At 72.1% G+C, this 20,514-nt stretch carries 16 protein-coding genes and 1 tRNA gene; 10 read left to right on the top strand and 7 right to left on the bottom strand.

All coding sequences use genetic code 11. The annotated features are described in order from the left end of the window. Positions 1-294 precede the first annotated feature (294 nt). The 5 genes from hisC to GL259_RS19580 all read left to right on the top strand — a co-directional run bounded on the left by hisC (position 295) and on the right by GL259_RS19580 (position 8,933). Positions 295-1,374, top strand: a complete 1,080-nt coding sequence (hisC, locus tag GL259_RS19600; RefSeq protein ID WP_159534568.1) for a histidinol-phosphate transaminase — start codon at positions 295-297, stop codon at positions 1,372-1,374. 238 nt (positions 1,375-1,612) lie between these two features. Next, positions 1,613-3,118, top strand: coding sequence for a cytochrome ubiquinol oxidase subunit I (locus GL259_RS19595; protein ID WP_159534566.1), 1,506 nt, complete (start codon positions 1,613-1,615; stop codon positions 3,116-3,118). Between the two features lie 19 nt (positions 3,119-3,137). Next, complete coding sequence (gene cydB / locus GL259_RS19590; RefSeq protein WP_159534564.1) at positions 3,138-4,142, top strand: cytochrome d ubiquinol oxidase subunit II; 1,005 nt, start codon at positions 3,138-3,140, stop codon at positions 4,140-4,142. A 12-nt stretch (positions 4,143-4,154) separates the two neighbouring features. Further along, complete coding sequence (gene cydD, locus GL259_RS19585; RefSeq protein WP_159534562.1) at positions 4,155-7,688, top strand: thiol reductant ABC exporter subunit CydD; 3,534 nt, start codon at positions 4,155-4,157, stop codon at positions 7,686-7,688. 192 nt (positions 7,689-7,880) lie between these two features. Further along, positions 7,881-8,933, top strand: coding sequence for a M23 family metallopeptidase (locus GL259_RS19580; protein WP_159534560.1), 1,053 nt, complete (start codon positions 7,881-7,883; stop codon positions 8,931-8,933). Positions 8,934-8,970: 37 nt separating this feature from the next. Here GL259_RS19580 and GL259_RS19575 read toward each other — a convergent pair whose 3' ends face one another. The 5 genes from GL259_RS19575 to GL259_RS19555 form a co-directional block, all read right to left on the bottom strand. Continuing rightward, on the bottom strand, positions 8,971-9,858 hold the full coding sequence (locus tag GL259_RS19575; RefSeq protein WP_166461531.1) for a Cof-type HAD-IIB family hydrolase: 888 nt from the start codon (positions 9,856-9,858) through the stop codon (positions 8,971-8,973). Positions 9,859-9,967: 109 nt separating this feature from the next. Further along, positions 9,968-10,870 carry an LLM class flavin-dependent oxidoreductase gene (locus tag GL259_RS19570; RefSeq protein WP_159534556.1) on the bottom strand — a complete coding sequence of 301 codons (903 nt, stop codon included), beginning with the start codon at positions 10,868-10,870 and terminating at the stop codon, positions 9,968-9,970. Positions 10,871-10,983: 113 nt separating this feature from the next. Further along, entirely contained in the window at positions 10,984-11,442 is a 459-nt protein-coding gene (locus tag GL259_RS19565) for a hypothetical protein (protein ID WP_159534554.1), read from the bottom strand. A gap of 6 nt (positions 11,443-11,448) precedes the next feature. Continuing rightward, on the bottom strand, positions 11,449-11,997 hold the full coding sequence (locus GL259_RS19560) for an RNA 2'-phosphotransferase (RefSeq protein WP_159534552.1): 549 nt from the start codon (positions 11,995-11,997) through the stop codon (positions 11,449-11,451). Between the two features lie 126 nt (positions 11,998-12,123). Continuing rightward, a complete protein-coding gene (locus GL259_RS19555) occupies positions 12,124-13,881 on the bottom strand; it encodes an SDR family oxidoreductase (RefSeq protein ID WP_159534550.1) in 1,758 nt (585 codons plus the stop codon). Positions 13,882-14,177: 296 nt separating this feature from the next. On the opposite strand from GL259_RS19555, the gene GL259_RS19550 reads away from it, so the two are divergent. From GL259_RS19550 to GL259_RS19530, 5 genes are all read left to right on the top strand, one after another. Then, on the top strand, positions 14,178-15,140 hold the full coding sequence (locus tag GL259_RS19550) for an ABC transporter ATP-binding protein (protein ID WP_159538782.1): 963 nt from the start codon (positions 14,178-14,180) through the stop codon (positions 15,138-15,140). Then, positions 15,130-16,044 carry an ABC transporter permease gene (locus tag GL259_RS19545; RefSeq protein WP_159534547.1) on the top strand — a complete coding sequence of 305 codons (915 nt, stop codon included), beginning with the start codon at positions 15,130-15,132 and terminating at the stop codon, positions 16,042-16,044. Before GL259_RS19550 ends, GL259_RS19545 begins: the two co-directional genes overlap by 11 nt. Next, positions 16,041-16,952 (top strand): ABC transporter ATP-binding protein, encoded by a 912-nt coding sequence (locus tag GL259_RS19540; RefSeq protein WP_159534545.1) that lies wholly within the window; start codon positions 16,041-16,043, stop codon positions 16,950-16,952. Before GL259_RS19545 ends, GL259_RS19540 begins: the two co-directional genes overlap by 4 nt. 10 nt (positions 16,953-16,962) lie before the next feature. Next, positions 16,963-17,682, top strand: coding sequence for an ABC transporter permease subunit (locus GL259_RS19535; protein ID WP_159534543.1), 720 nt, complete (start codon positions 16,963-16,965; stop codon positions 17,680-17,682). Positions 17,683-17,953: 271 nt separating this feature from the next. Then, positions 17,954-18,040: transfer RNA gene (locus GL259_RS19530), tRNA-Ser, on the top strand. 15 nt (positions 18,041-18,055) lie between these two features. Here GL259_RS19530 and GL259_RS19525 read toward each other — a convergent pair. Then, entirely contained in the window at positions 18,056-18,868 is an 813-nt protein-coding gene (locus GL259_RS19525; protein WP_159534540.1) for an HAD family hydrolase, read from the bottom strand. Further along, complete coding sequence (gene serS, locus GL259_RS19520) at positions 18,865-20,142, bottom strand: serine--tRNA ligase (protein ID WP_159534538.1); 1,278 nt, start codon at positions 20,140-20,142, stop codon at positions 18,865-18,867. Before serS ends, GL259_RS19525 begins: the two co-directional genes overlap by 4 nt. Positions 20,143-20,514: the final 372 nt, after the last annotated feature.

The following is a 20,514-nucleotide window of genomic DNA, read 5'->3' as shown; positions in this document are numbered from 1 at the left end:
GCGCATGCGGGCCTGTCGCGGGTGCGATGTTGCGAAGAGGTCTCAACTCACCTGCACGGGGGACGCGCGCCACGGCGCAAGCCACCGGCGCATAGATATATGTGCGGCGCGCCCCCGGTTCGTGCTCCCTTCGTGCACCTTCGGGTGATGTTGCCCTTGTTGCCGGTGGGGCGGACGGGGCGGCGCGGGCGTCTTCGCCTCCCCTATACGCAGCGGCGCCGAATCCTCATAAGGTGAGCAGTATTGGATGTCGGCGGCGGTCATGGGCCGCCGGTCTTCGCGAGGAGGACTGCGGTGAGCGAGACGAGCCCCAAGCTGCGCGCCGAGCTGGAGGGGATCCCCACGTACAAGCCGGGCAAGCCGGCGGCGTCCGGTGGTCCGGTGGCCTACAAGCTGTCCTCCAACGAGAACCCCTATCCGCCGCTGCCGGGTGTGATGGAGACCGTCACGGCCGCGGCCTCCTCCTTCAACCGCTACCCGGACATGGCCTGCACCGCCCTGACGGCCGAGCTGTCCGAGCGCTTCGCCGTCCCGGCCTCCCACGTGGCCACCGGCACCGGCTCGGTCGGCGTCGCCCAGCAGCTGCTCCAGGCCACCTCGGGCCCCGGCGACGAGGTGATCTACGCCTGGCGGTCGTTCGAGGCGTACCCGATCATCACCCGGATCAGCGGGGCCACGTCCGTGCAGGTGCCGCTGACGCCGGGCGATGTGCACGACCTGGACGCGATGGCCGCGGCGATCACCGACCGGACCCGGCTGATCTTCGTCTGCAACCCCAACAACCCGACCGGCACGGCGGTGCGCCGGGCCGAGCTGGAGCGCTTCCTGGACCGGGTTCCCCGCGACGTCCTGGTGGTGCTCGACGAGGCCTACCGCGAGTTCATCCGGGACACCGAGGTGCCGGACGGCGTCGAGATCTACCGGGAGCGGCCCAACGTCTGCGTGCTGCGGACCTTCTCCAAGGCGTACGGCCTCGCGGGACTGCGGGTCGGTTTCGCGATCGCCCACGAGCCGGTGGCCGCGGCGCTGCGCAAGACGGCGGTGCCGTTCGGGGTGAGCCAGATCGCCCAGGACGCGGCGATCGCGTCGCTGCGGGCCGAGGACGAGCTCATCGGCCGGGTCGGCTCGCTGGTGTGTGAGCGCAACCGGGTGATGGAGGCGCTGCGCGGCCAGGGCTGGACGGTGCCCGAGAGCCAGGCCAACTTCGTGTGGCTGCGGCTGGGGGAGCGCACGGTGGAGTTCGCGCAGGCGTGTGAGCGGGCGGGCGTGGTCATCCGGCCGTTCCCCGGTGAGGGAGTGCGGGTGACGGTCGGCGAGGACGAGGCGAACGACATCTTCCTGAAGGTGGCGGGGGACTTCCACAAGGGGCTCTGACCAGCACGTACGTCCAGGCGGCCGACGGGATCACCCGTCGGCCGCCGTCTTGTGCGCGGGAAGCCCTCGCAAAGGGGTTGACGTCACACGGGACCCCCCTTCCGGGTCTGAAAAGCGGTAGGTCATAATTGCTTGTGAATGTGAACGCGTTCACAAGCTCATCCTGTTTTCCCGAGATGTGGGGGACGAACGGGACCAAAAGGCCGCTGCTGACCACGGCGAAGTAAGGAGCGACGACGTGGATCTGGCTTTGGCGCCGGAGACCCTGGCGCGATGGCAGTTCGGCATCACCACCGTCTACCACTTCCTCTTCGTGCCCCTGACGATCTCGCTGGCCGCCCTCACCGCCGGACTGCAGACCGCCTGGGTGCGCACGGAGAAGGAGAAGTACCTCAGGGCGACGAAGTTCTGGGGCAAGCTCTTCCTGATCAACATCGCGATGGGTGTGGTCACCGGCATCGTGCAGGAGTTCCAGTTCGGCATGAACTGGTCCGACTACTCGCGGTTCGTCGGTGACGTCTTCGGTGCCCCGCTCGCCTTCGAGGCGCTGATCGCCTTCTTCTTCGAGTCCACCTTCATCGGACTGTGGATCTTCGGCTGGGACAAGCTGCCCAAGAAGATCCACCTGGCCTGCATCTGGATGGTCTCGATCGGCACGCTGCTGTCGGCGTACTTCATCCTCGCGGCCAACTCCTGGATGCAGCACCCGGTCGGCTACCGGATCAACGAGGAGAAGGGCCGCGCCGAGCTCACCGACTTCTGGCTGGTGCTCACCCAGAACACCACCCTCAACCAGGTCTTCCACAGCTTCTCGGCGGCCTTCCTGACCGGCGGCGCCTTCATGGTCGGCATCGCCGCCTTCCACCTGATGCGGCGGAAGCACATCCCGGTGATGCGGACCTCGCTGCGGCTCGGACTGGTCACCCTGGCGGTCGGCGGCATCTTCACCGCCGTCAGCGGCGACACCCTCGGCAAGGTCATGTACGAGCAGCAGCCGATGAAGATGGCCGCCGCCGAGGCCCTGTGGGACGGCGAGGGGCCGGCGCCCTTCTCCGTGTTCGCCTACGGCGACGTCGACGAGGGCCACAACAAGGTCGCCCTGGAGATCCCCGGCCTGCTCTCCTTCCTCGCCCACAGCGACTTCGAGTCGTACGTGCCCGGCATCAACGACACCAACGAGGCCCTGCGGGAGCAGTTCGGCCCCGGCGACTACAAGCCCATCGTCCCCGTCGCCTACTGGGGCTTCCGCTGGATGATCGGCTTCGGCATGGCGTCCTTCTCGCTCGGCCTGCTGGGGCTGTGGCTCACGCGGAAGAAGTTCCTGCTGCCACCCGCCCTGCGCACCGGGGAGGACGAGGTGCCGCACCTGGTGCTGCTGCGGCAGCCGCTCGGTGCCCGGCTCACCCGGATCTACTGGCTCCTGGCCCTGTGGACCATGGCCTTCCCGCTGATCGCCAACTCCTGGGGCTGGATCTTCACCGAGATGGGCCGTCAGCCCTGGGTGGTCTACGGCGTGATGCAGACCCGGGACGCGGTCTCCCCCGGGGTCTCCACGGCCGAGGTCATCACCTCGATGACCGTCTTCACCCTGCTCTACGCCGTCCTGGCCGTCATCGAGGTCAAGCTGCTCGTCAAGTACGTCAAGGCCGGCCCGCCCGAGCTGAGCGAGTCCGACCTCAACCCGCCCACGAAGCTCGGCGGCGACCTCCGGGACGCCGACAAGCCGATGGCCTTCTCGTACTAGGCCCAGGGAGCTGCACGCCATGGAACTGCACGACGTCTGGTTCGTACTGATCGCCGTCCTGTGGATCGGCTACTTCTTCCTCGAGGGCTTCGACTTCGGGGTCGGCGTCCTCACCCGGCTGCTCGCCCGTGACCGCGCCGAGAAACGGGTGCTGATCAACACCATCGGACCCGTCTGGGACGGCAACGAGGTGTGGCTGCTCACGGCGGGCGGTGCGACCTTCGCCGCCTTCCCCGAGTGGTACGCCACGCTCTTCTCCGGCTTCTACCTGCCCCTGCTGCTCATCCTGGTCTGCCTGATCATCCGCGGTGTCGCCTTCGAGTACCGGGCCAAGCGGCCGGAGGAGCACTGGCAGCGCAACTGGGAGACGGCGATCTTCTGGACCTCGCTGATCCCCGCCTTCCTGTGGGGCGTGGCCTTCGGGAACATCGTCCGGGGCGTGAGGATCGACGCCTCGTTCGAGTACGTGGGAACCGTCTGGGACCTGCTCAACCCGTACGCGCTGCTGGGCGGCCTGGTCACCCTCACGCTGTTCACCTTCCACGGGACGGTGTTCACCGCGCTCAAGACGGTCGGGGAGATCCGGGAGCGGGCGCGGCGGCTGGCGCTGCGCGTGGGTCTCGTCACGGCGGTCCTGGCGTCGGCCTTCCTGCTCTGGACCCAGGCCGACCAGGGGGACGGCGCGAGCCTGGTCGCGCTGGTCGTCGCCGTCGCCGCGCTGGTCACCGCGCTGGTCGCGAACCAGGCGGGGCGCGAGGGCTGGGCGTTCACGCTGTCCGGCGTCACCATCGTGGCCGCCGTGGCGATGCTCTTCCTGACGCTCTTCCCGAACGTCATGCCGTCCACGCTCGACGCGGACTGGAGCCTCACCGTCACCAACGCCTCCTCCAGCCCCTACACCCTGAAGATCATGACCTGGCTCGCGGTGATCGCCACTCCGGTCGTCCTGCTCTACCAGGGGTGGACGTACTGGGTGTTCCGCAAGCGGATCGGTACCCAGCACATCGCCGACCCCGTGCACTGAGGTGTGTTTCACGTGAAACCAATCGACCCGCGACTGTTCCGGTACGCCCGCGCCACCCGGTTCTTCCTGGTGGCGGTCGTCGGCCTCGGCGCCGTCGGCGCGGGCCTGGTCGTCGCCCAGGCCGTGCTCATCGCCGAGGTCGTGGTGGGGGCGTTCCAGCACGGCCTGCCGGTCGGTGAACTCGGCACCCCCCTGCTGCTCCTCACCGCCGTCGCGGTCGGTCGTGCGCTGGTCGGCTGGCTCACCGAACTGGCCGCCCACCGGGCGAGCGCCGCGGTGAAGTCGGAGCTGCGGGGGCGGCTGCTGGAGCGGGCGACGGCGCTGGGCCCGGGATGGCTGAGCGGACAGCGCACCGGTTCGCTCGTCGCCCTGGCGACCCGCGGGGTCGACGCCCTCGACGGCTACTTCTCGCGCTACCTGCCCCAGCTGGGGCTGGCGGTGGTCGTACCGGTGGCGGTGCTGGCGCGCATCGTCACCGAGGACTGGGTCTCGGCGGCCATCATCGTCGGCACCCTGCCGCTCATCCCGGTCTTCATGGTGCTGATCGGCTGGGCCACCCAGTCCCGGATGGACCGCCAGTGGCTGCTGCTGTCCCGCCTGTCCGGGCACTTCCTCGACGTCGTCGCCGGGCTGCCGACGCTGAAGGTGTTCGGGCGGGCCAGGGCCCAGGCCGAGTCGATCCGGCGGATCACCGCCGAGTACCGGCGGGCGACCATGCGGACGCTGCGGATCGCCTTCATCTCCTCCTTCGCGCTGGAACTGCTCTCCACCCTCTCGGTGGCGCTGGTCGCGGTGACGATCGGCATGCGGCTCGTGCACGGCGACATGGACCTCTTCGTCGGTCTGGTCATCCTGATCCTCGCGCCCGAGGCGTACCTGCCGCTGCGGCAGGTCGGGACGCAGTACCACGCGGCGGCGGAGGGGCTCGCGGCGGCCGAGGAGATCTTCTCGGTGCTGGAGACACCCCTCCCGGCGCCGGGGGCCGGACCCGTGCCGACGGGCGGCCCGTCCTCCGAGGGGGGTGTCCTGTCCTCCGAGGCGGGCGGCCTGTCCTTCGAGGGGGTGACGGTCCGCTACCCCGGCCGCTCCACGGCCGCCGTGTCGGACGTGTCCTTCACCGTCGCCCCCGGGGAGACGGTCGCGCTGGTCGGACCGAGCGGGTCGGGCAAGTCCACGCTGCTGAACGTGCTGCTGGGGTTCGTCGAGCCGGCCGAGGGCCGGGTACGGGTCGGGGGAACGGATCTCGCCGGGGCCGACCCGGCCGAGTGGCACCGCCACGTCGCCTGGGTGCCTCAACGGCCGCACCTGTACGCCGGGACGATCGCGGAGAACGTACGGCTGGCCCGGCCCGACGCGGACGACGACGCCGTGCGGCGCGCCCTGCGGGACGCCGGCGCGCTGGAGTTCGTGGACGCGCTGCCCGAGGGCGCCGGCACCGTGCTCGGCGAGGACGGGGCGGGACTGTCCGCGGGGCAGCGGCAGCGGCTGGCGCTCGCCCGCGCCTTCCTCGCGGACCGGCCCGTCCTGCTGCTCGACGAGCCGACGGCCGCGCTGGACGGCGCGACCGAGGCCGAGGTCGTGGCGGCGGTACGGCGGCTGGCGGCCGGCCGGACGGTGCTGCTGGTGGTGCACCGGCCGGCGCTGCTGGCCGTCGCGGACCGGGTGGTGCGGCTCGCGGAACCGGCTCCCGCCGGCCACGGAGAGCCCGTGCACCGGGAGGCCGGTACCGCGACGGCCCCCGCGGCGGAGCCCGTGCCGGAGGGCGGACCCGCCGGACCCGGCACCGACACGGCCCCGGGAGGCGTCCTCGCCCGCGTCCGTGCCGTGTCCGGCGCCCGGCGGGGGCGGCTCGCCCTCGCACTGCTGCTCGGCAGTCTCGCGCTGGGCAGCGCCGTCGGGCTCATGGCGACCTCCGGGTACCTCATTTCCCGGGCCTCGCAGCAACCGCCCGTGCTGTACCTGATGGTGGCCGTGACGGCGACCCGGGCCTTCGGCATCGGGCGGGCCGTGTTCCGCTACGCCGAGCGCCTGGTGTCGCACGACGCCGTCCTGCGCATGCTGGCCGACCTCAGGGTCGCGGTGTTCCGGCGGCTGGAGCGGCTGGCGCCCGCCGGACTGCGCGATGCGCGCCGGGGCGATCTGCTCTCCCGGCTGGTCGCCGACGTGGACGCCCTCCAGGACTACTGGCTGCGGTGGCTGCTGCCGGCCGGTGCGGCCGTCGTGGTCTCCGCCCTCTCCGTCGGCTTCACGGCCTGGCTGCTGCCCGAGGCCGGGGCCGTGCTCGCGGCCGGGCTGCTGGCGGCGGGGGTCGGCGTGCCCCTGCTCACCGGTGCCGTGGCCCGGCGTGCGGAACGCAGGCTGGCGCCCGCCCGGGGCGTGCTCGCCACCCGTGTGACCGACCTGCTCACCGGGACCGCGGAGCTGACCGTCGCCGGAGCCCTGCCCGCGCGGACCGCCGGGGCACGGCGGGCCGACGGCGCGCTCACCCGGATCACCTCGCGCGCCGCCACGGCCACCGCGCTCGGCGACGGGCTCACCGCGCTGATCTCCGGCCTGACCGTCGCGGCCGCCGCGCTCGTCGGCGTCCAGGCGGTGGCCGCCGGCCGGCTGGACGGTGTGGCGCTGGCCGTCGTCGTCCTCACCCCGCTGGCCGCGTTCGAGGCCGTCCTCGGGATGCCGCTCGCCGTGCAGTACCGGCAGCGGGTGCGCCGGAGCGCCGAGCGGGTGTACGAGGTGCTGGACGCCCCGGTGCCCGTGCGGGAGCCGGAGCGTCCCCGGCAGGCGCCCGCGTCGCCGTTCCCGCTCGCGGTCAGGGGGCTGGCCGCCCGGCACACCGGGCAGGACCGGGACGCGCTCGCCGGGCTGGACCTCACCCTGGAGCGGGGCCGCCGGATCGCGGTGGTCGGCCCGTCCGGCTCCGGCAAGACGACGCTCGCGCAGGTGCTGCTGCGGTTCCTGGACCCGGGCGCCGGCTCGTACACGCTGGCCGGGGTGGACGCGTACGCCCTGGACGGCGACGCCGTACGGCGGCTGGTCGGGCTGTGCGCGCAGGACGCGCACCTCTTCGACAGCACGGTGCGGGAGAACCTGCTGCTCGCGCGGCGGGACGCGACCGAGGACGACCTGCGCGGCGCGCTCGCCCGGGCCCGGCTGCTGGAGTGGGCCGACAGCCTGCCGGACGGGCTCGACACGCTCGTCGGAGAGCACGGGGCGCGGCTGTCCGGAGGGCAGCGGCAGCGGCTGGCGCTGGCCCGGGCACTGCTCGCGGACTTCCCCGTGCTGGTGCTGGACGAGCCCGCGGAACACCTCGACCTGCCGACCGCGGACGCGCTCACCGCCGATCTGCTGGCCGCCACCGAGGGCCGTGCGACGCTGCTCATCACCCACCGGCTGGCGGGCCTGGAGGCGGTGGACGAGGTCGTCGTGCTGGACGGGGGACGAGTGGTGCAGCGCGGCCCGTACGCCGAACTGGCGGCCGTGGAGGGACCGTTGCGGGCGATGGTGCGGCGGGAGGCGGAGTCGGAGCTCCGGGTGGGCGCCGGCTAGCCGGGCGTTCCCGGACGTGACGGAAGGTCAACCGGAACCGGTGGGGACCGGACGTGACGGGAGGTCAACCGGGACCGGCCGGGCCGCCGTTCGGCGGTACGGCGGTATCGCTGGTCCATCCGGGGTGAAGGGGTCCCCCATGCGTACGACCTGAACAGGACCGCGTGCCGGGGCGGGGCAAGGATCGCAGGCATGCGTCTCACCCGCCGCCATCCGCTGCTCGTCGCCGTGCCGCTGTGCGCGCTCGCCGTGCTCGCCGCCCGGCCCGCCGACGGCGACCACGCCCCCGGTCACGGCTCCGCATCCGGCGTCAGCGCGCAGGTGGCGCGGCTGTACGAGGAAGCGGCGGCGGCGACCGAGCGGTACGAGGCGGGGCGCCGGAAGGCCGAGGAACAGAGGGGCGAGGCGCGACGGCTGGAGGAGGAGCTCGACCGCGAGCGGCGGGCGATGGCCGGCATGCACGAGGACCTGGGGCGGATCGCCAGCTCCCAGTACCGGAGCGGCGGCGGGCTGCCGCTCGCCGCGCACATGATCCTCGCGGACGACCCGGAGGAGCTGATGCGCGGTCAGCGGGCCGTGTGGCAGGCGGAACTGTCCCTCGACAGGGCGATCGAGAGGAGCGAGCGGGCCGAGGCACGGCTCGCCCGGGACGAGGCCAGGGCCGCGGCGGCGTGGAAGAAGCTGGAGAAGCGGAACGCGGAACTCGCCGCCCTGAAGAAGAACATCGAGCGGAAGCTCGAGACGGCGCGGTGGCGGCTCCAGGGACAGGCGAACGCCTCGGTCGCGGCAGGCGCCTGCCGCGGTGCGACCCGCCTCGACCAGCCGGAGACGCGGTTCACCACCTCCTGGGTGGCGCCGGTGGAGACCTACGCGCTGTCCGCGTCCTACGGCAGCGGCGGCGCGCGGTGGGCGAACCGGCACACCGGGCAGGACTTCGCGGTGCCGATCGGCACACCGGTCCGGGCCGTGGGCACCGGCACGGTGGTGAAGGTGTCCTGCGGAGGCGCCTTCGGCATCGAGATCGTGCTGAGGCACCCGGGCGGTTACTACACCCAGTACGCCCACCTCGCCGCCGTCGCCGTCGACCAGGGCGAACGGGTCTCCCCGGGGCAGTGGATCGGTCAGTCCGGCACCAGCGGCAACTCCACCGGACCGCACCTCCACTTCGAGGTGCGCGTCACCCCGGAGATGGGCTCGGCGGTGAACCCGGTGTCGTGGCTGGCCCGGCGCGGGGTGTTCCTGTGAACGGCGGCCGGACCGCGGGCCTCGGGACCGGGCAGGCCTAGGAACGCTCCGTCAGCAGCCGCTCGATCACCACGGCCACCCCGTCGTCGTTGTTGGCGACCGTGCGTCCCGACGCGGCGGCGACGACGTCCGGGTGGGCGTTGCCCATCGCGAAGGACCGGCCCGCCCAGGTCAGCATCTCGACGTCGTTGGGCATGTCGCCGAACGCGACGACCTCCTCGTGGGAGATGCCGCGCTCGGCGCAGCACAGGGCGAGCGTGCTGGCCTTGGACACGCCGGGACCGCTGATCTCCAGCAGGGCGCTGGGGCTGGAGCGGGTGACGTTGGCGCGGTCGCCGATGGCGAGGCGGGCCAGGGTGAGGAAGGCGTCGGGGTCCATCTCGGGATGGAAGGCCAGGATCTTCAGCACCGGCTCGTCCGCGGCGGGACCGTCCGGCCCCAGCAACTCCTCGGCGGACCTGAGGACGTCCGGGACCTCCATGTGCAGCTTCGGGTACTCCGGCTCCTGGTTGAAGCCGTACGTCTGCTCCACGGCGTACACCGTGCCCGGCGCGGCGTCGCGCAGCAGCCGTACGGCGTCGAGCGCGTTCTCCCGGGCCAGCTCCCGCACCTTCACGAAGCGGTGTGCGCCGGGGCCGCCGTGCAGGTCGACGACGGCCGCGCCGTTGCCGCAGATGGCGAGCCCGTGGCCGTGGACGTGGTCGCTGACGACGTCCATCCAGCGGGCCGGGCGGCCGGTGACGAAGAAGACCTCGATGCCCGCCTCCTCGGCGGCGGCCAGCGCGGCGACCGTGCGGGGGGACACCGACTTGTCGTCGCGCAGCAGGGTGCCGTCGAGGTCGGTGGCGATGAGACGCGGGGGAAGGGTGCGGGCCGGGGTCTCGGGCTGTCGGATCGCTGAGGTCACCCGGCCATTGTCCCGCATATGCCCGCACGACCGTGCGGCACTCTGCACATCTGAGTGATTACCGCTGTTGACGTCGGCCTTCCCGTGCCTCGGGCCGACCGCGGGCCACGCGCGGGACAACTCCCGTTCACCGCAGTTGTGCGGGCGCCTCCATGGCGATGCGTTCGAAGACCTTCTGGTCCGCGGCGAAGTCCGAGTCGGGAATGGGCCAGTGGATCACGATCTCGGTGAACCCCAGCTCGGCATGGCGGCCCGCGAAGTCGACGAACGCGTTCAGGGACTCCAGCGGCCGGCCCCGGTCCGGGGTGAACCCGGTGAGCAGGATCTTGTCCAGCTCCGTCACGTCCCGGCCGAGTTCGGCGCAGGCGTCGGCCAGCTTCTCCGCCTGACCGCGAATGGCTTGAACCGACTGTTCGGGTGTGCCGTTCTCGTACAGCTTGGGGTCGCCCGTGGTCACCCACGCCTGCCCGTGGCGGGCGGCGAGCCGCAGTCCGCGCGGCCCGGTGGCCGCCACGGCGAACGGCAGCCGGGGCCGCTGCACACAGCCGGGAATGTTGCGGGCCTCGTGCGCCGCGTAGAAGTCGCCCTCGTACGACACCGCGTCCTCGGTGAGCAGCCGGTCGAGCAGCGGGACGAACTCGGCGAAGCGGTCGGCGCGCTCGCGCGGTGTCCACGGCTCCTGGCCGAGTGCGGTGGCATCGAAGCCGGTGCCGCCCGCCCCGATCCCGAGCGTGACGCGTCCGCCGGAGATGTCGTCGAGGGAGATGAGCTCCTTGGCCAGGGTCACCGGATGCCGGAAGTTCGGGGAGGTCACGAGGGTGCCCAGCCGCATCCGGTCGGTGACGGCCGCCACGGCGGTCAGGGTGGGGACGGCGCCGAACCACGGACCGTCCCGGAAGCTGCGCCAGGAGAGGTGGTCGTAGGTGTACGCCGTGTGGAACCCGAGCTCCTCGGCGCGCTCCCAGGCCGCACGGCCGTCCTCGTGCCAGCGGCGATGGGGGAGGATCACGGTGCTCAGGCGCAGACTCATGGCACCGAGCCTATGCGCCCGCGGTGTTTCACGTGAAACAGCCACCAGACGTGTACCAGCTCCCGGTCGCGGAACAGCTCCCGGTCGCGGAACAGCTCCCGGCCGCGGACCGGCTACCGGACGCGGGAGCTCAGCCAGGGAGTGAGGACGACCAACGGGATGAACTCCTTGTGCGTCCGGTCTCCGGGGAGCGGAACGATCAGGAAGTAGCCGGGCGGGAAACGCCGCGCCCGGACGTACGCCAGGCCGTCGAAGAGGGAGCGCAGGAAGGCCGGCACCTCGTCGCGCGGGATGTCGGGGCACTCGACGCCCTCGACGTCGATCAGCGCGTCGTCCTCGGGATAGAGCCGCACGCTCACCCGCGGCAGGCCGCCGAACTCGACGTAGGCCTCGTGGGGGAGGGAGCCGTCGGGGTCGGTGGTGACGCCGACGCCCGCGGCGGTGCGGCGCGAGGTCTGGTCGGCACCGATGTCATGGGTGACCTCGATCTCGCGCTCGTACGCGTCGGCGAGGGCCCGGAGGGCGGTGACGGCGGCCTCGGTGGTGGGCAAGTGGTCCATGTCACCGATCATGCGTCCTCAGCGGCTGCCGGGAAACCGCAGATACCGAGCGGGCACGGCCCGGGTCAGCCACACGCCGTTGGCGCTCACCCGGAAGACGTGGCCGTCGCGGTGCATGGCGGCCGCGTCCACGGACAGCACGACCGGGCGGCCGCGACGGGCGCCCACGCGGGTCGCCGTCTCGCGGTCGGCGGAGAGGTGCACGTCGTGCCGGTCCATGGGCCGCAGCCCCTCGGCGCGGATCGCGTCCAGGTTGCCGGCGACGGTGCCGTGGTACAGGTGCGGCGGTGGCGTGGCCGGCGGCAGTCCGAGGTCGACCGCGACGGTGTGGCCCTGGCTGGCGCGGATCCGGGTGCCCTCGACGGCGAAGCGCCGCTTGTCATTGACGGCGACGACGTGGTCCAGTTCCTCCCGGGTGAGGGGGAAGCCGTGTGCGGCCGCCGCCGCGATCAGCGTGTCGATCTCCACCCAGCCGCCCTCGTCGAGCATGAGCCCGATCCGCTCCGGCCGGTGGCGCAGATGCCTGGCGAGGTACTTCGACACCTTCACGGTGCGTCTTTCGTCCATTCCGCCAGCCTGCCGGGAGAGACGTGAATCACGCGACGGATTTTGTCCACCAGGTTTGATCCACAACCAAGTGCGTTTATCCACAGGAGAGTTGGCAGGACCTGTGGACAACCGGCCCGCCCGGGCTCACACCGAGGGCTTCACCCGCGCGATCCTCCGCAGCGCACCCGGCATCCACCGCGACAGCGCGTACGCCGTCCGCGCCTCCGGGGTGACCGGCACCACCGCCTCGTCGCGCACCACCGCGCGCAGGATCGCGGCGGCGACCTTCTCCGGCGGGTAGTTCCGCAGACCGTAGAGCCGGGCCGCCCGCCGCCGCAGACGCCGCTCCTCCTCGGCGTCCGTGCCCGCGAAGCGCGCGGTGGCGGTGATGCCGGTGCTGACGAACCCGGGGCACACCGCCGTCACGCCGATCCCCCGGCCCGCCAGCTCCGCGCGCAGGCACTCGCTCAGCATCAGCACCGCCGCCTTGGACGTGCCGTAGGCGGGCAGCGCCCTGGACGGCAGGAACGCCGCCGCGGAGGCGACGTTGACGATGTGACCGCCCTGCCCGCGCTCGGCCATGCGCCTCCCGAAGAGCCGGCAGCCGTGGATGACGCCCCACAGGTTGACGTCGAGGACCTTCCGCCACTCCTCCGGAGTGGTGTCGAAGAAGGAGCCGCCCAGGCCGATGCCGGCGTTGTTCACCAGGACGTCCACCACGCCGTACTCGGCGGTGACCCGCTCGGCGAACCTCTCCATGGCCCGTTCGTCGGAGACGTCCACCGTCTCCGCCCAGGCCGCCGGCGCCCCGGCCCGGCGGGCCTCGTCGGCGGTGCGGACCGCGGCCTCGGTGTCCCGGTCGGCGGCCACCACGCGCGCGCCCGCCCCGGCGAAGGCGAGCGCCGTCGCCCGTCCGATGCCGCCGCCCGCCCCGGTGACCAGGACGAGCTGCCCGCCGAAGCGGTCGGCGTGGCGGCCCGGGGCGGCCGCCCGGGTCCGGCCGTCCTCCACGGACGTCACGAAGTCGGTGATCCACGTCGCCAGCTGGTCGGGGCGGGTGCGCGGCACCCAGTGCTTGGCCGGCAGCGTCCGCCGCGTCAGCTGCGGGGCCCACTGCTCCAGTCCGTCGTGGAGCCGCTGCGAGAGGAACGCGTCCCCCAGGGGCGTGACGAGCTGCACGGGCACGTGGGCGTAGGCGTCCGCACGGGGACGGCGCAGCCGGGGCCGTACGTTGTCCCGGTAGAGCCAGGCCCCGTGCGCCGCGTCCGAGGGCAGGGACGAGGTCGGATAGTCGCCGCCGGGGACCTTCTCCGCGTGCTCCAGGACGCGCGGCCAGAGCCTGCCGAGCGGGCCGCGCCAGGCGGCCTCGGGCAGCGCCGGCGTGTGCAGCAGGTACACGTACCAGGACCGGGCGCCCTGGCCGAGCAGCTGGCCGACCCGGCGCGGGGTGGGGCGCCTCAGACGGCGGTCGATCCAGTGCCCGAGGTGGTCCAGGGACGGCCCGGACATCGAGGTGAAGGAGGCGATCCGCCCCTCGGTACGGGCCACCGTGACGAACTCCCAGGACTGCACCGAGCCCCAGTCGTGCCCCACCAGGTGCACCGGCCGGTCCGGGCTGACCGCGTCCGCGACGGCCAGGAAGTCGTCGGTCAGCTTCTCCAGGGTGAACCCGCCCCGCAGCGGCCGCGGAGCCGTGGAGCGACCGTGGCCCCGGACGTCGTACGCCACGACGTGGAAGCGTTCGGCGAGGCGCGGCGCGACCTCGGACCACACCTCCTTGCTGTCCGGGTAGCCGTGCACCAGGACGACCGTCGGCCGCCCCGGCTCGCCCATCTCGGCGACGCACAACTCGACCCCGCCCGTGCGCACCCGGCGCTCCCGCGCGCCTCTCATCCCGGTCACACCGGCGAATGTGGCAGTTGTTAGACCGGTCGTCAATAGTGCCTCGCGGTCCGCCCCCCGGCCCGTGCTCCGCGGCCGCCCCGGCCCGTGTGCCGCGGTCCGCCCCCGGCCCGTGTGCCGCGGTCCGCCCCCGGCCCGTGTGCCGCGGTCCGCCCCCGGCCCGTGCTTCCCGGCCCGTGGACGACCGGCTCCCGGGCGGACCCCCTACGGGCTCGTACGACTCCAGGGGGACCCCAAGACGGCTCTCCGGTCTGACGACCGGGGTGGCGAGGGTCACTACCGTCGAGGACGTGACTGTGATCGCGACCGAAAGCCTGAGCAAGCGGTTCCCCCGGGTGACCGCGCTTGACCGGCTCTCCGTGGACGTCGGACCCGGTGTGACCGGACTCGTCGGAGCCAACGGAGCCGGCAAGTCCACACTGATCAAGATCCTGCTGGGTCTGTCCCCCGCCACCGAGGGCCGCGCCGAAGTGCTCGGCCTCGACGTCGCCACCGAGGGCGCCACCATCCGCGAACGGGTCGGCTACATGCCGGAGCACGACTGCCTGCCGCCGGACGTCTCGGCCACCGAGTTCGTCGTCCACATGGCGCGCATGTCCGGCCTGCCGCCCGCCGCGGCGCGCGAACGCACCGCGGACACGCTGCGCCACGTCGGCCTGTACGAGGAGCGCTACCGCCCCATCGGAGGCTACTCCACCGGCATGAAGCAGCGCGTGAAGCTCGCGCAGGCCCTCGTGCACGACCCGCAGCTGGTCTTCCTGGACGAGCCGACCAACGGCCTCGACCCGGTCGGCCGCGACGAGATGCTCGGCCTGATCCGCCGGATCCACACCGACTTCGGCATCTCGGTCCTGGTCACCTCGCACCTCCTGGGCGAACTGGAGCGCACCTGCGACCACGTCGTCGTCGTCGACGGCGGCAAGCTGCTGCGCTCCAGCTCCACCACGGACTTCACCCAGACCACCACGACCCTCGCCATCGAGGTCACCGACACCGACGAGCACCCGGACGGCACCCGCGCGGTGCGCGACGCGCTGCACGCGCGCGGGGTGACCGCCGAGGACGGCAGCGGACTGCCGGGCGCGGGCCACGTCCTGCTGCTCACCGCGCGGGGCGAGGAGACCTACGACCTGGTCCGGGACGTCATCGCCGACCTCGGCCTCGGCCTGGTGCGCATGGAGCAGCGCCGGCACCACATCTCCGAGGTCTTCAAGGACAACGACGAGCAGCGGAAGGAGGCGGTCGGTCATGGCGGCTGAGCAGTCCACGCGGACACCGGTCACCGCGCCGGGTGACACCCGTATCCACAACATCGGCTACCGCTCCTACGACGGCCCCCGCCTCGGCCGCGCCTACGCCAGGCTCTCGCTGTACTCGCAGTCCCTGCGCGGCTCCTACGGCCTCGGCCGCTCGGTGAAGTCCAAGGTGCTGCCGATGCTGCTGTTCGTGGTGATGTGCGTGCCCGCCACCATCATGGTGGCCGTCGCGGTCGCCACCAAGGCCAACGACCTGCCCCTCGACTACACGCGCTACGCGATCGTCATGCAGGCCGTCATCAGCCTGTACGTCGCCTCGCAGGCCCCGCAGTCCGTCTCGCGCGACCTGCGCTTCAAAACCGTGCCGCTGTACTTCTCGCGGCCCATCGAGACGGCCGACTACGTGCGCGCCAAGTTCGCGGCACTGGCCTCGGCGCTGTTCATCCTCACCGCCGCTCCCCTGCTGGTCCTGTACATCGGCGCGCTGCTGGCCAAGCTCGACTTCTCCGACCAGACCAAGGGATTCGCACAGGGACTCGTCTCCGTGGCACTGCTCTCGCTGCTCTTCGCCGGCATCGGCCTGGTCATCGCGTCGGTCACCCCGCGCCGCGGCTTCGGCATCGCGGCCGTGATCGCCGTCCTGACCATCTCCTACGGCGCGGTCTCCACCCTCCAGGCGATCGCGGACGCCCAGGGCAGCGACGACGCCATCGTCTGGATCGGCCTGTTCTCGCCGATCACCCTCATCGACGGCGTGCAGTCCGCCTTCCTGGGCGCGAGCTCCGCCTTCCCCGGCGGAGTGGGCCCGGGCAACGCCGAGGGCGTGGTCTACGTCCTCTTCAGCCTCGGCCTGATCGCCGCCAGCCACGGCCTCCTGATGCGGCGTTACAAGAAGGTGGGACTGTGACCACGCTCAACATCGACCACGTCTCCCGCTGGTTCGGCAACGTGGTCGCCGTCAACGACATCACGATGACCGTCGGCCCGGGCGTCACCGGCCTGCTCGGCCCCAACGGCGCCGGGAAGTCCACCCTCATCAACATGATGGGCGGCTTCCTCGCCCCCTCCACCGGCACCGTCACCCTCGACGGGCAGCAGGTGTGGCGCAACGAGGCCGTCTACCGGCACATCGGCATCGTCCCCGAGCGCGAGGCGATGTACGACTTCCTCACCGGCCGCGAGTTCGTCCTCGCCAACGCCGAACTGCACGGCCTGGGCGCCAAGGCCGCCCAGCAGGCCCTGGCGACCGTGGAGATGGAGTACGCGCAGGACCGGAAGATCGCCACGTACTCCAAGGGCATGCGCCAGCGCGTGAAGATGGCCTCCGCGCTGGTCCACCAGCCGTCGCTGCTCCTGCTGGACGAGCCGTTCAACGGCATGGACCCGCGCCAGCGCATGCAGCTGATGGACCTGCTGCGGCGCATGGGCGACGAGGGCCGCACCGTGCTGTTCTCCTCCCACATCCTCGAAGAGGTCGAGCAACTCGCCCGGCACATCGAGGTCGTCGTCGCCGGCCGGCACGCGGCCAGCGGTGACTTCCGCCGGATCCGCCGCCTGATGACGGACCGCCCGCACCGCTACCTGGTGCGCTCCAGCGACGACCGCGCCCTCGCGGCCGCGCTGATCGCCGACCCGTCCACGTCCGGCATCGAGGTGGACGTGGCGGAGGGTGCCCTGCGCATCCAGGCCGTCGACTTCGGCCGCTTCACGGCCCTGCTGCCGAGGGTCGCGAAGGAACACGGCATCCGCCTGCTCACGGTCTCGCCGTCCGACGAGTCCCTCGAGTCCGTCTTCTCGTACCTGGTCGCGGCGTAGGAGGCCCAAGATGTACGACCCCACAGTCGCCCGGCTCACCTACCGGGCCCTGCTCGGCCGTCGCCGGGCCCTCATCCTGGGCGCGCTGCCCCTGCTGCTGGTCGCGATCTCCCTGGCGGTGCGCGCCCTCAGCGGCGCCGACGACCAGACCGCGGCCGACGTCCTCGGCGGGTTCGCGCTCGCCACCATGGTGCCGATCATCGGCGTCATCGCGGGCACCGGCGCCATCGGTCCCGAGATCGACGACGGCTCGGTGGTGTACCTGCTGTCCAAGCCGATCAAGCGGCCGACGATCATCTACACCAAGCTGATCGTCGCGATCGCCGTGACCATGGTGTTCTCGGCGGTGCCCACGCTGATCGCGGGCTTCGTCCTGAACGGCAACGGCCAGCAGGTCGCCGTCGCCTACACCGTGGCCGCGTTGGTCGCCTCCATCGCGTACGCGGCGCTCTTCCTGCTGCTCGGCACGGTCTCCCGGCACGCGGTGGTGTTCGGCCTGGTCTACGCCCTGGTCTGGGAGGCCCTGTTCGGCTCCCTGGTGCCCGGCGCGCGCACGCTGAGCGTCCAGCAGTGGTCGCTGGCCGTGGCCCAGAAGGTCTCCGGCGGCGACCTGGTCACCTCGGACGTCGGCCTGACGACCGCGACGATCCTGCTCGCGGCGGTCACCGTCCTGGCCACCTGGTACGCCGGCCGGAAGCTGCGCACGCTGACGCTCGCCGGCGAGGAGTGACGAGGACGCGGCGACCCGGATCAATTCGGTGGCGGCCCGGGCACCCGGCGGGCAGAGTGGACGTGTCCGCACCGCCGGGAACGCCCGGTGCCGTGGTCGGGGAGAGGAGCGGGACGGTGTCCGTGCACGGCAGTACGTTCCGCTCCCGTCAGGGCAGCCCGCGGCGGGCTCCGGAGCAGTCCTCACTCCTCCGTCGAGTCCGCCCCGCACGGGGAGCTGCCCGGGGCGGCCGCTTCGAGCACGCGCGGTGAGGCGCGTGGGCCGCCCACCCGGAGGATTGGCCGAGTGGTAAGGCACCGGTTCGCTGAACCGCGGTCGGGCCGGAGAGCCCGCGCACGTTCGATCCGTGCATCCTCCGCAGCCGCTGGGCGCCTCAGCCCAGCAACCGCTCCAGCACCACCGCGATCCCGTCCTCCTCGTTGGAGGACGTCACCTCGTCGGCCACCGCCCGCAGTTCCTGGTGGGCGTTGGCCATGGCCACGCCGTGCGCGGCCCAGGCGAACATCGGGACGTCGTTGGGCATGTCGCCGAAGGCGATCGTCTCCGCCGCCTTCACGCCCAGCCGGCGTGCCGCCAGCGACAGCCCCGTCGCCTTGGACAGTCCGAGCGGGAGCAGTTCGACGATGCCCTCGCCCGCCATGGTGACCGTGACGAAACCGCCCGCGGTGCGGGTGGCCGCCTCGGCGAGCTCGTCGGAGGTCAGGTCCGGGTGCTGGATGTACAGCTTGTTCAGGGGCGCCGTCCACAGGTCCGACGCGTCCGTGAACGGCGTCGCGGGCAGTCCGCCCACGACCTCGTAACCGGGACCGACCAGCACCTCGCCGTCCAGCCCGTCGCGGCTCGCGGCCAGGTGCAGCGGGCCGACCTCCGCCTCGATCTTGGCCAGCGCCACCCCGGCCAGCTGCCGGTCCAGCGTCACCGAGGTGAGCAGGCGGTGCGCCCCGGCGTCGTACACCTGGGCGCCCTGGCCGCAGACGGCGAGGCCCCGGTAGCCGAGGTCGTCGAGTATGGGCCGGGTCCAGGGCACCGCGCGGCCGGTGACGACGATGTGCGCGGCGCCCGCCGCGGTGGCCGCGGCGAGCGCGTCCCGGGTGCGCCGGGAGACCGAGTGGTCGTCGCGCAGCAGGGTGCCGTCGAGGTCGGTGGCGACGAGCCGGTACGGGAAGGACGACGGGGCGGTGCTCACTTGGCGACCGGCTCCAGGATCTCCCGGCCGCCCAGGTAGGGGCGCAGCACCTCGGGCACGCGCACCGAGCCGTCGGCCTGCTGGTGGTTCTCCAGGATGGCCACGATCGTGCGCGGTACGGCGCACAGGGTGCCGTTGAGCGTGGCCAGCGGGCGCACCGTCTTGCCGTCACGGACGCGGATCTGCAGGCGGCGGGACTGGAACTCGGTGCAGTCCGAGGTCGAGGTCAGCTCGCGGTACTTGCCCTGGGTCGGGATCCACGCCTCGCAGTCGTACTTGCGCGCGGCGGAGGAGCCCAGGTCGCCCGAGGCGACGTCGATCACGCGGAACGGCAGCTCCAGCGAGGTCAGCCACTGCTTCTCCCACTCCAGCAGCCGCTGGTGCTCCGCCTGGGAGTCCTCCGGGGCGACGTACGAGAACATCTCGACCTTGTCGAACTGGTGCACGCGGAAGATGCCCCGGGTGTCCTTGCCGTGCGAGCCGGCCTCGCGGCGGAAGCAGGGCGAGAAGCCCGCGTACCGCAGCGGCAGCCGGTCGGCGTCGATGATCTCGTCCATGTGGTACGCGGCGAGCGCCACCTCGGACGTGCCGACCAGGTACAGGTCGTCCTTGTCCAGGTGGTAGACGTCCTGGGCGGCCTGGCCGAGGAAGCCGGTGCCCGCCATCGACTGGGGGCGCACCAGCGCGGGGGTCAGCATCGGCGTGAAGCCGGCCGCGGTGGCCTGCGCCATCGCGGCGTTCACCAGGGCGAGCTCGAGCAGCGCGCCCACGCCGGTCAGGAAGTAGAAGCGCGAGCCGGAGACCTTGGCGCCGCGCTCCACGTCGATGGCGCCGAGGAGCTGGCCGAGCTCCAGGTGGTCCTTGGGCTCGAAGCCCTCGGCGCCGAAGTCGCGGACGGTGCCGTGCGTCTCCAGCGTGACGAAGTCCTCCTCGCCGCCCACGGGGACGTCGGGGTGGACCAGGTTGCCCAGCTTGAGCAGGAGCTCCTGGGTCTCGGCCGCGGCGGCGTCCCGGTCGGCGTCGGCGGCCTTCACGTCGGCCTTGAGCTGCTCGGCCTTCTTCAGCAGCTCGGCCTTCTCGTCGGCGGCCGCCTTGGGGATGAGCTTGCCGAGCGACTTCTGCTCGGCGCGCAGCTCGTCGAAGCGGACGCCGGACGACCTGCGCCGCTCGTCGGCAGACAGGAGGGCGTCGACGAGCGCGACGTCCTCTCCACGGGCGCGCTGCGAAGCACGCACACGGTCGGGGTCCTCACGAAGCAGGCGAAGGTCAATCACGCGGTCCAGGCTACCGGTGCGGTGCGACGGCCCACGACTCACTATTGCGGCGGGGTGGCCCACTTTCCGTTATGGGGGAATTGCGCTGTGTGTTCCTCGGCGTCAAGGAAAGGGGCGCATCTCCCCGGCGCGGGTGGGAGCGCGGGCCGCCGGTTGACTCGAATTCCTTGGTGCGCACGGCGCTTGGAGCCCGGTTGTCCACAGGTGTCCACACCGTCGGAAAGTTATCCACAGGGTGTGGGGAAAGTCTGTGGACTTCGGAATTGATCCCTCCGGAAGGGGTGACGAACCTCGGGATTCCGCGCACAAACCCCTCTTGACCTCACTTTTGAGTGGAAAGAGTTCACCCCAAAGGATTGATCAGAGGAAAAG

The organism is Streptomyces sp. Tu 3180 (genome assembly GCF_009852415.1).
Lineage (GTDB): Bacteria > Actinomycetota > Actinomycetes > Streptomycetales > Streptomycetaceae > Streptomyces.
Note: the sequence above shows the minus strand (reverse complement) of the source record. Positions and strands in the feature narration are given on the sequence as shown.

Bases quoted from the DNA above. Each gene is read 5' to 3' on its own strand.
- cydB (WP_159534564.1), top strand. From the start codon at position 3,138: ATGGAACTGCACGACGTCTGGTTCGTACTGATCGCCGTCCTGTGGATC.
- GL259_RS19580 (WP_159534560.1), top strand. From the start codon at position 7,881: ATGCGTCTCACCCGCCGCCATCCGCTGCTCGTCGCCGTGCCGCTGTGC.
- GL259_RS19575 (WP_166461531.1), bottom strand. From the start codon at position 9,858: ATGCGGGACAATGGCCGGGTGACCTCAGCGATCCGACAGCCCGAGACC.
- GL259_RS19570 (WP_159534556.1), bottom strand. From the start codon at position 10,870: ATGAGTCTGCGCCTGAGCACCGTGATCCTCCCCCATCGCCGCTGGCAC.
- GL259_RS19565 (WP_159534554.1), bottom strand. From the start codon at position 11,442: ATGATCGGTGACATGGACCACTTGCCCACCACCGAGGCCGCCGTCACC.
- GL259_RS19560 (WP_159534552.1), bottom strand. From the start codon at position 11,997: ATGGACGAAAGACGCACCGTGAAGGTGTCGAAGTACCTCGCCAGGCAT.
- GL259_RS19545 (WP_159534547.1), top strand. From the start codon at position 15,130: ATGGCGGCTGAGCAGTCCACGCGGACACCGGTCACCGCGCCGGGTGAC.
- GL259_RS19535 (WP_159534543.1), top strand. From the start codon at position 16,963: ATGTACGACCCCACAGTCGCCCGGCTCACCTACCGGGCCCTGCTCGGC.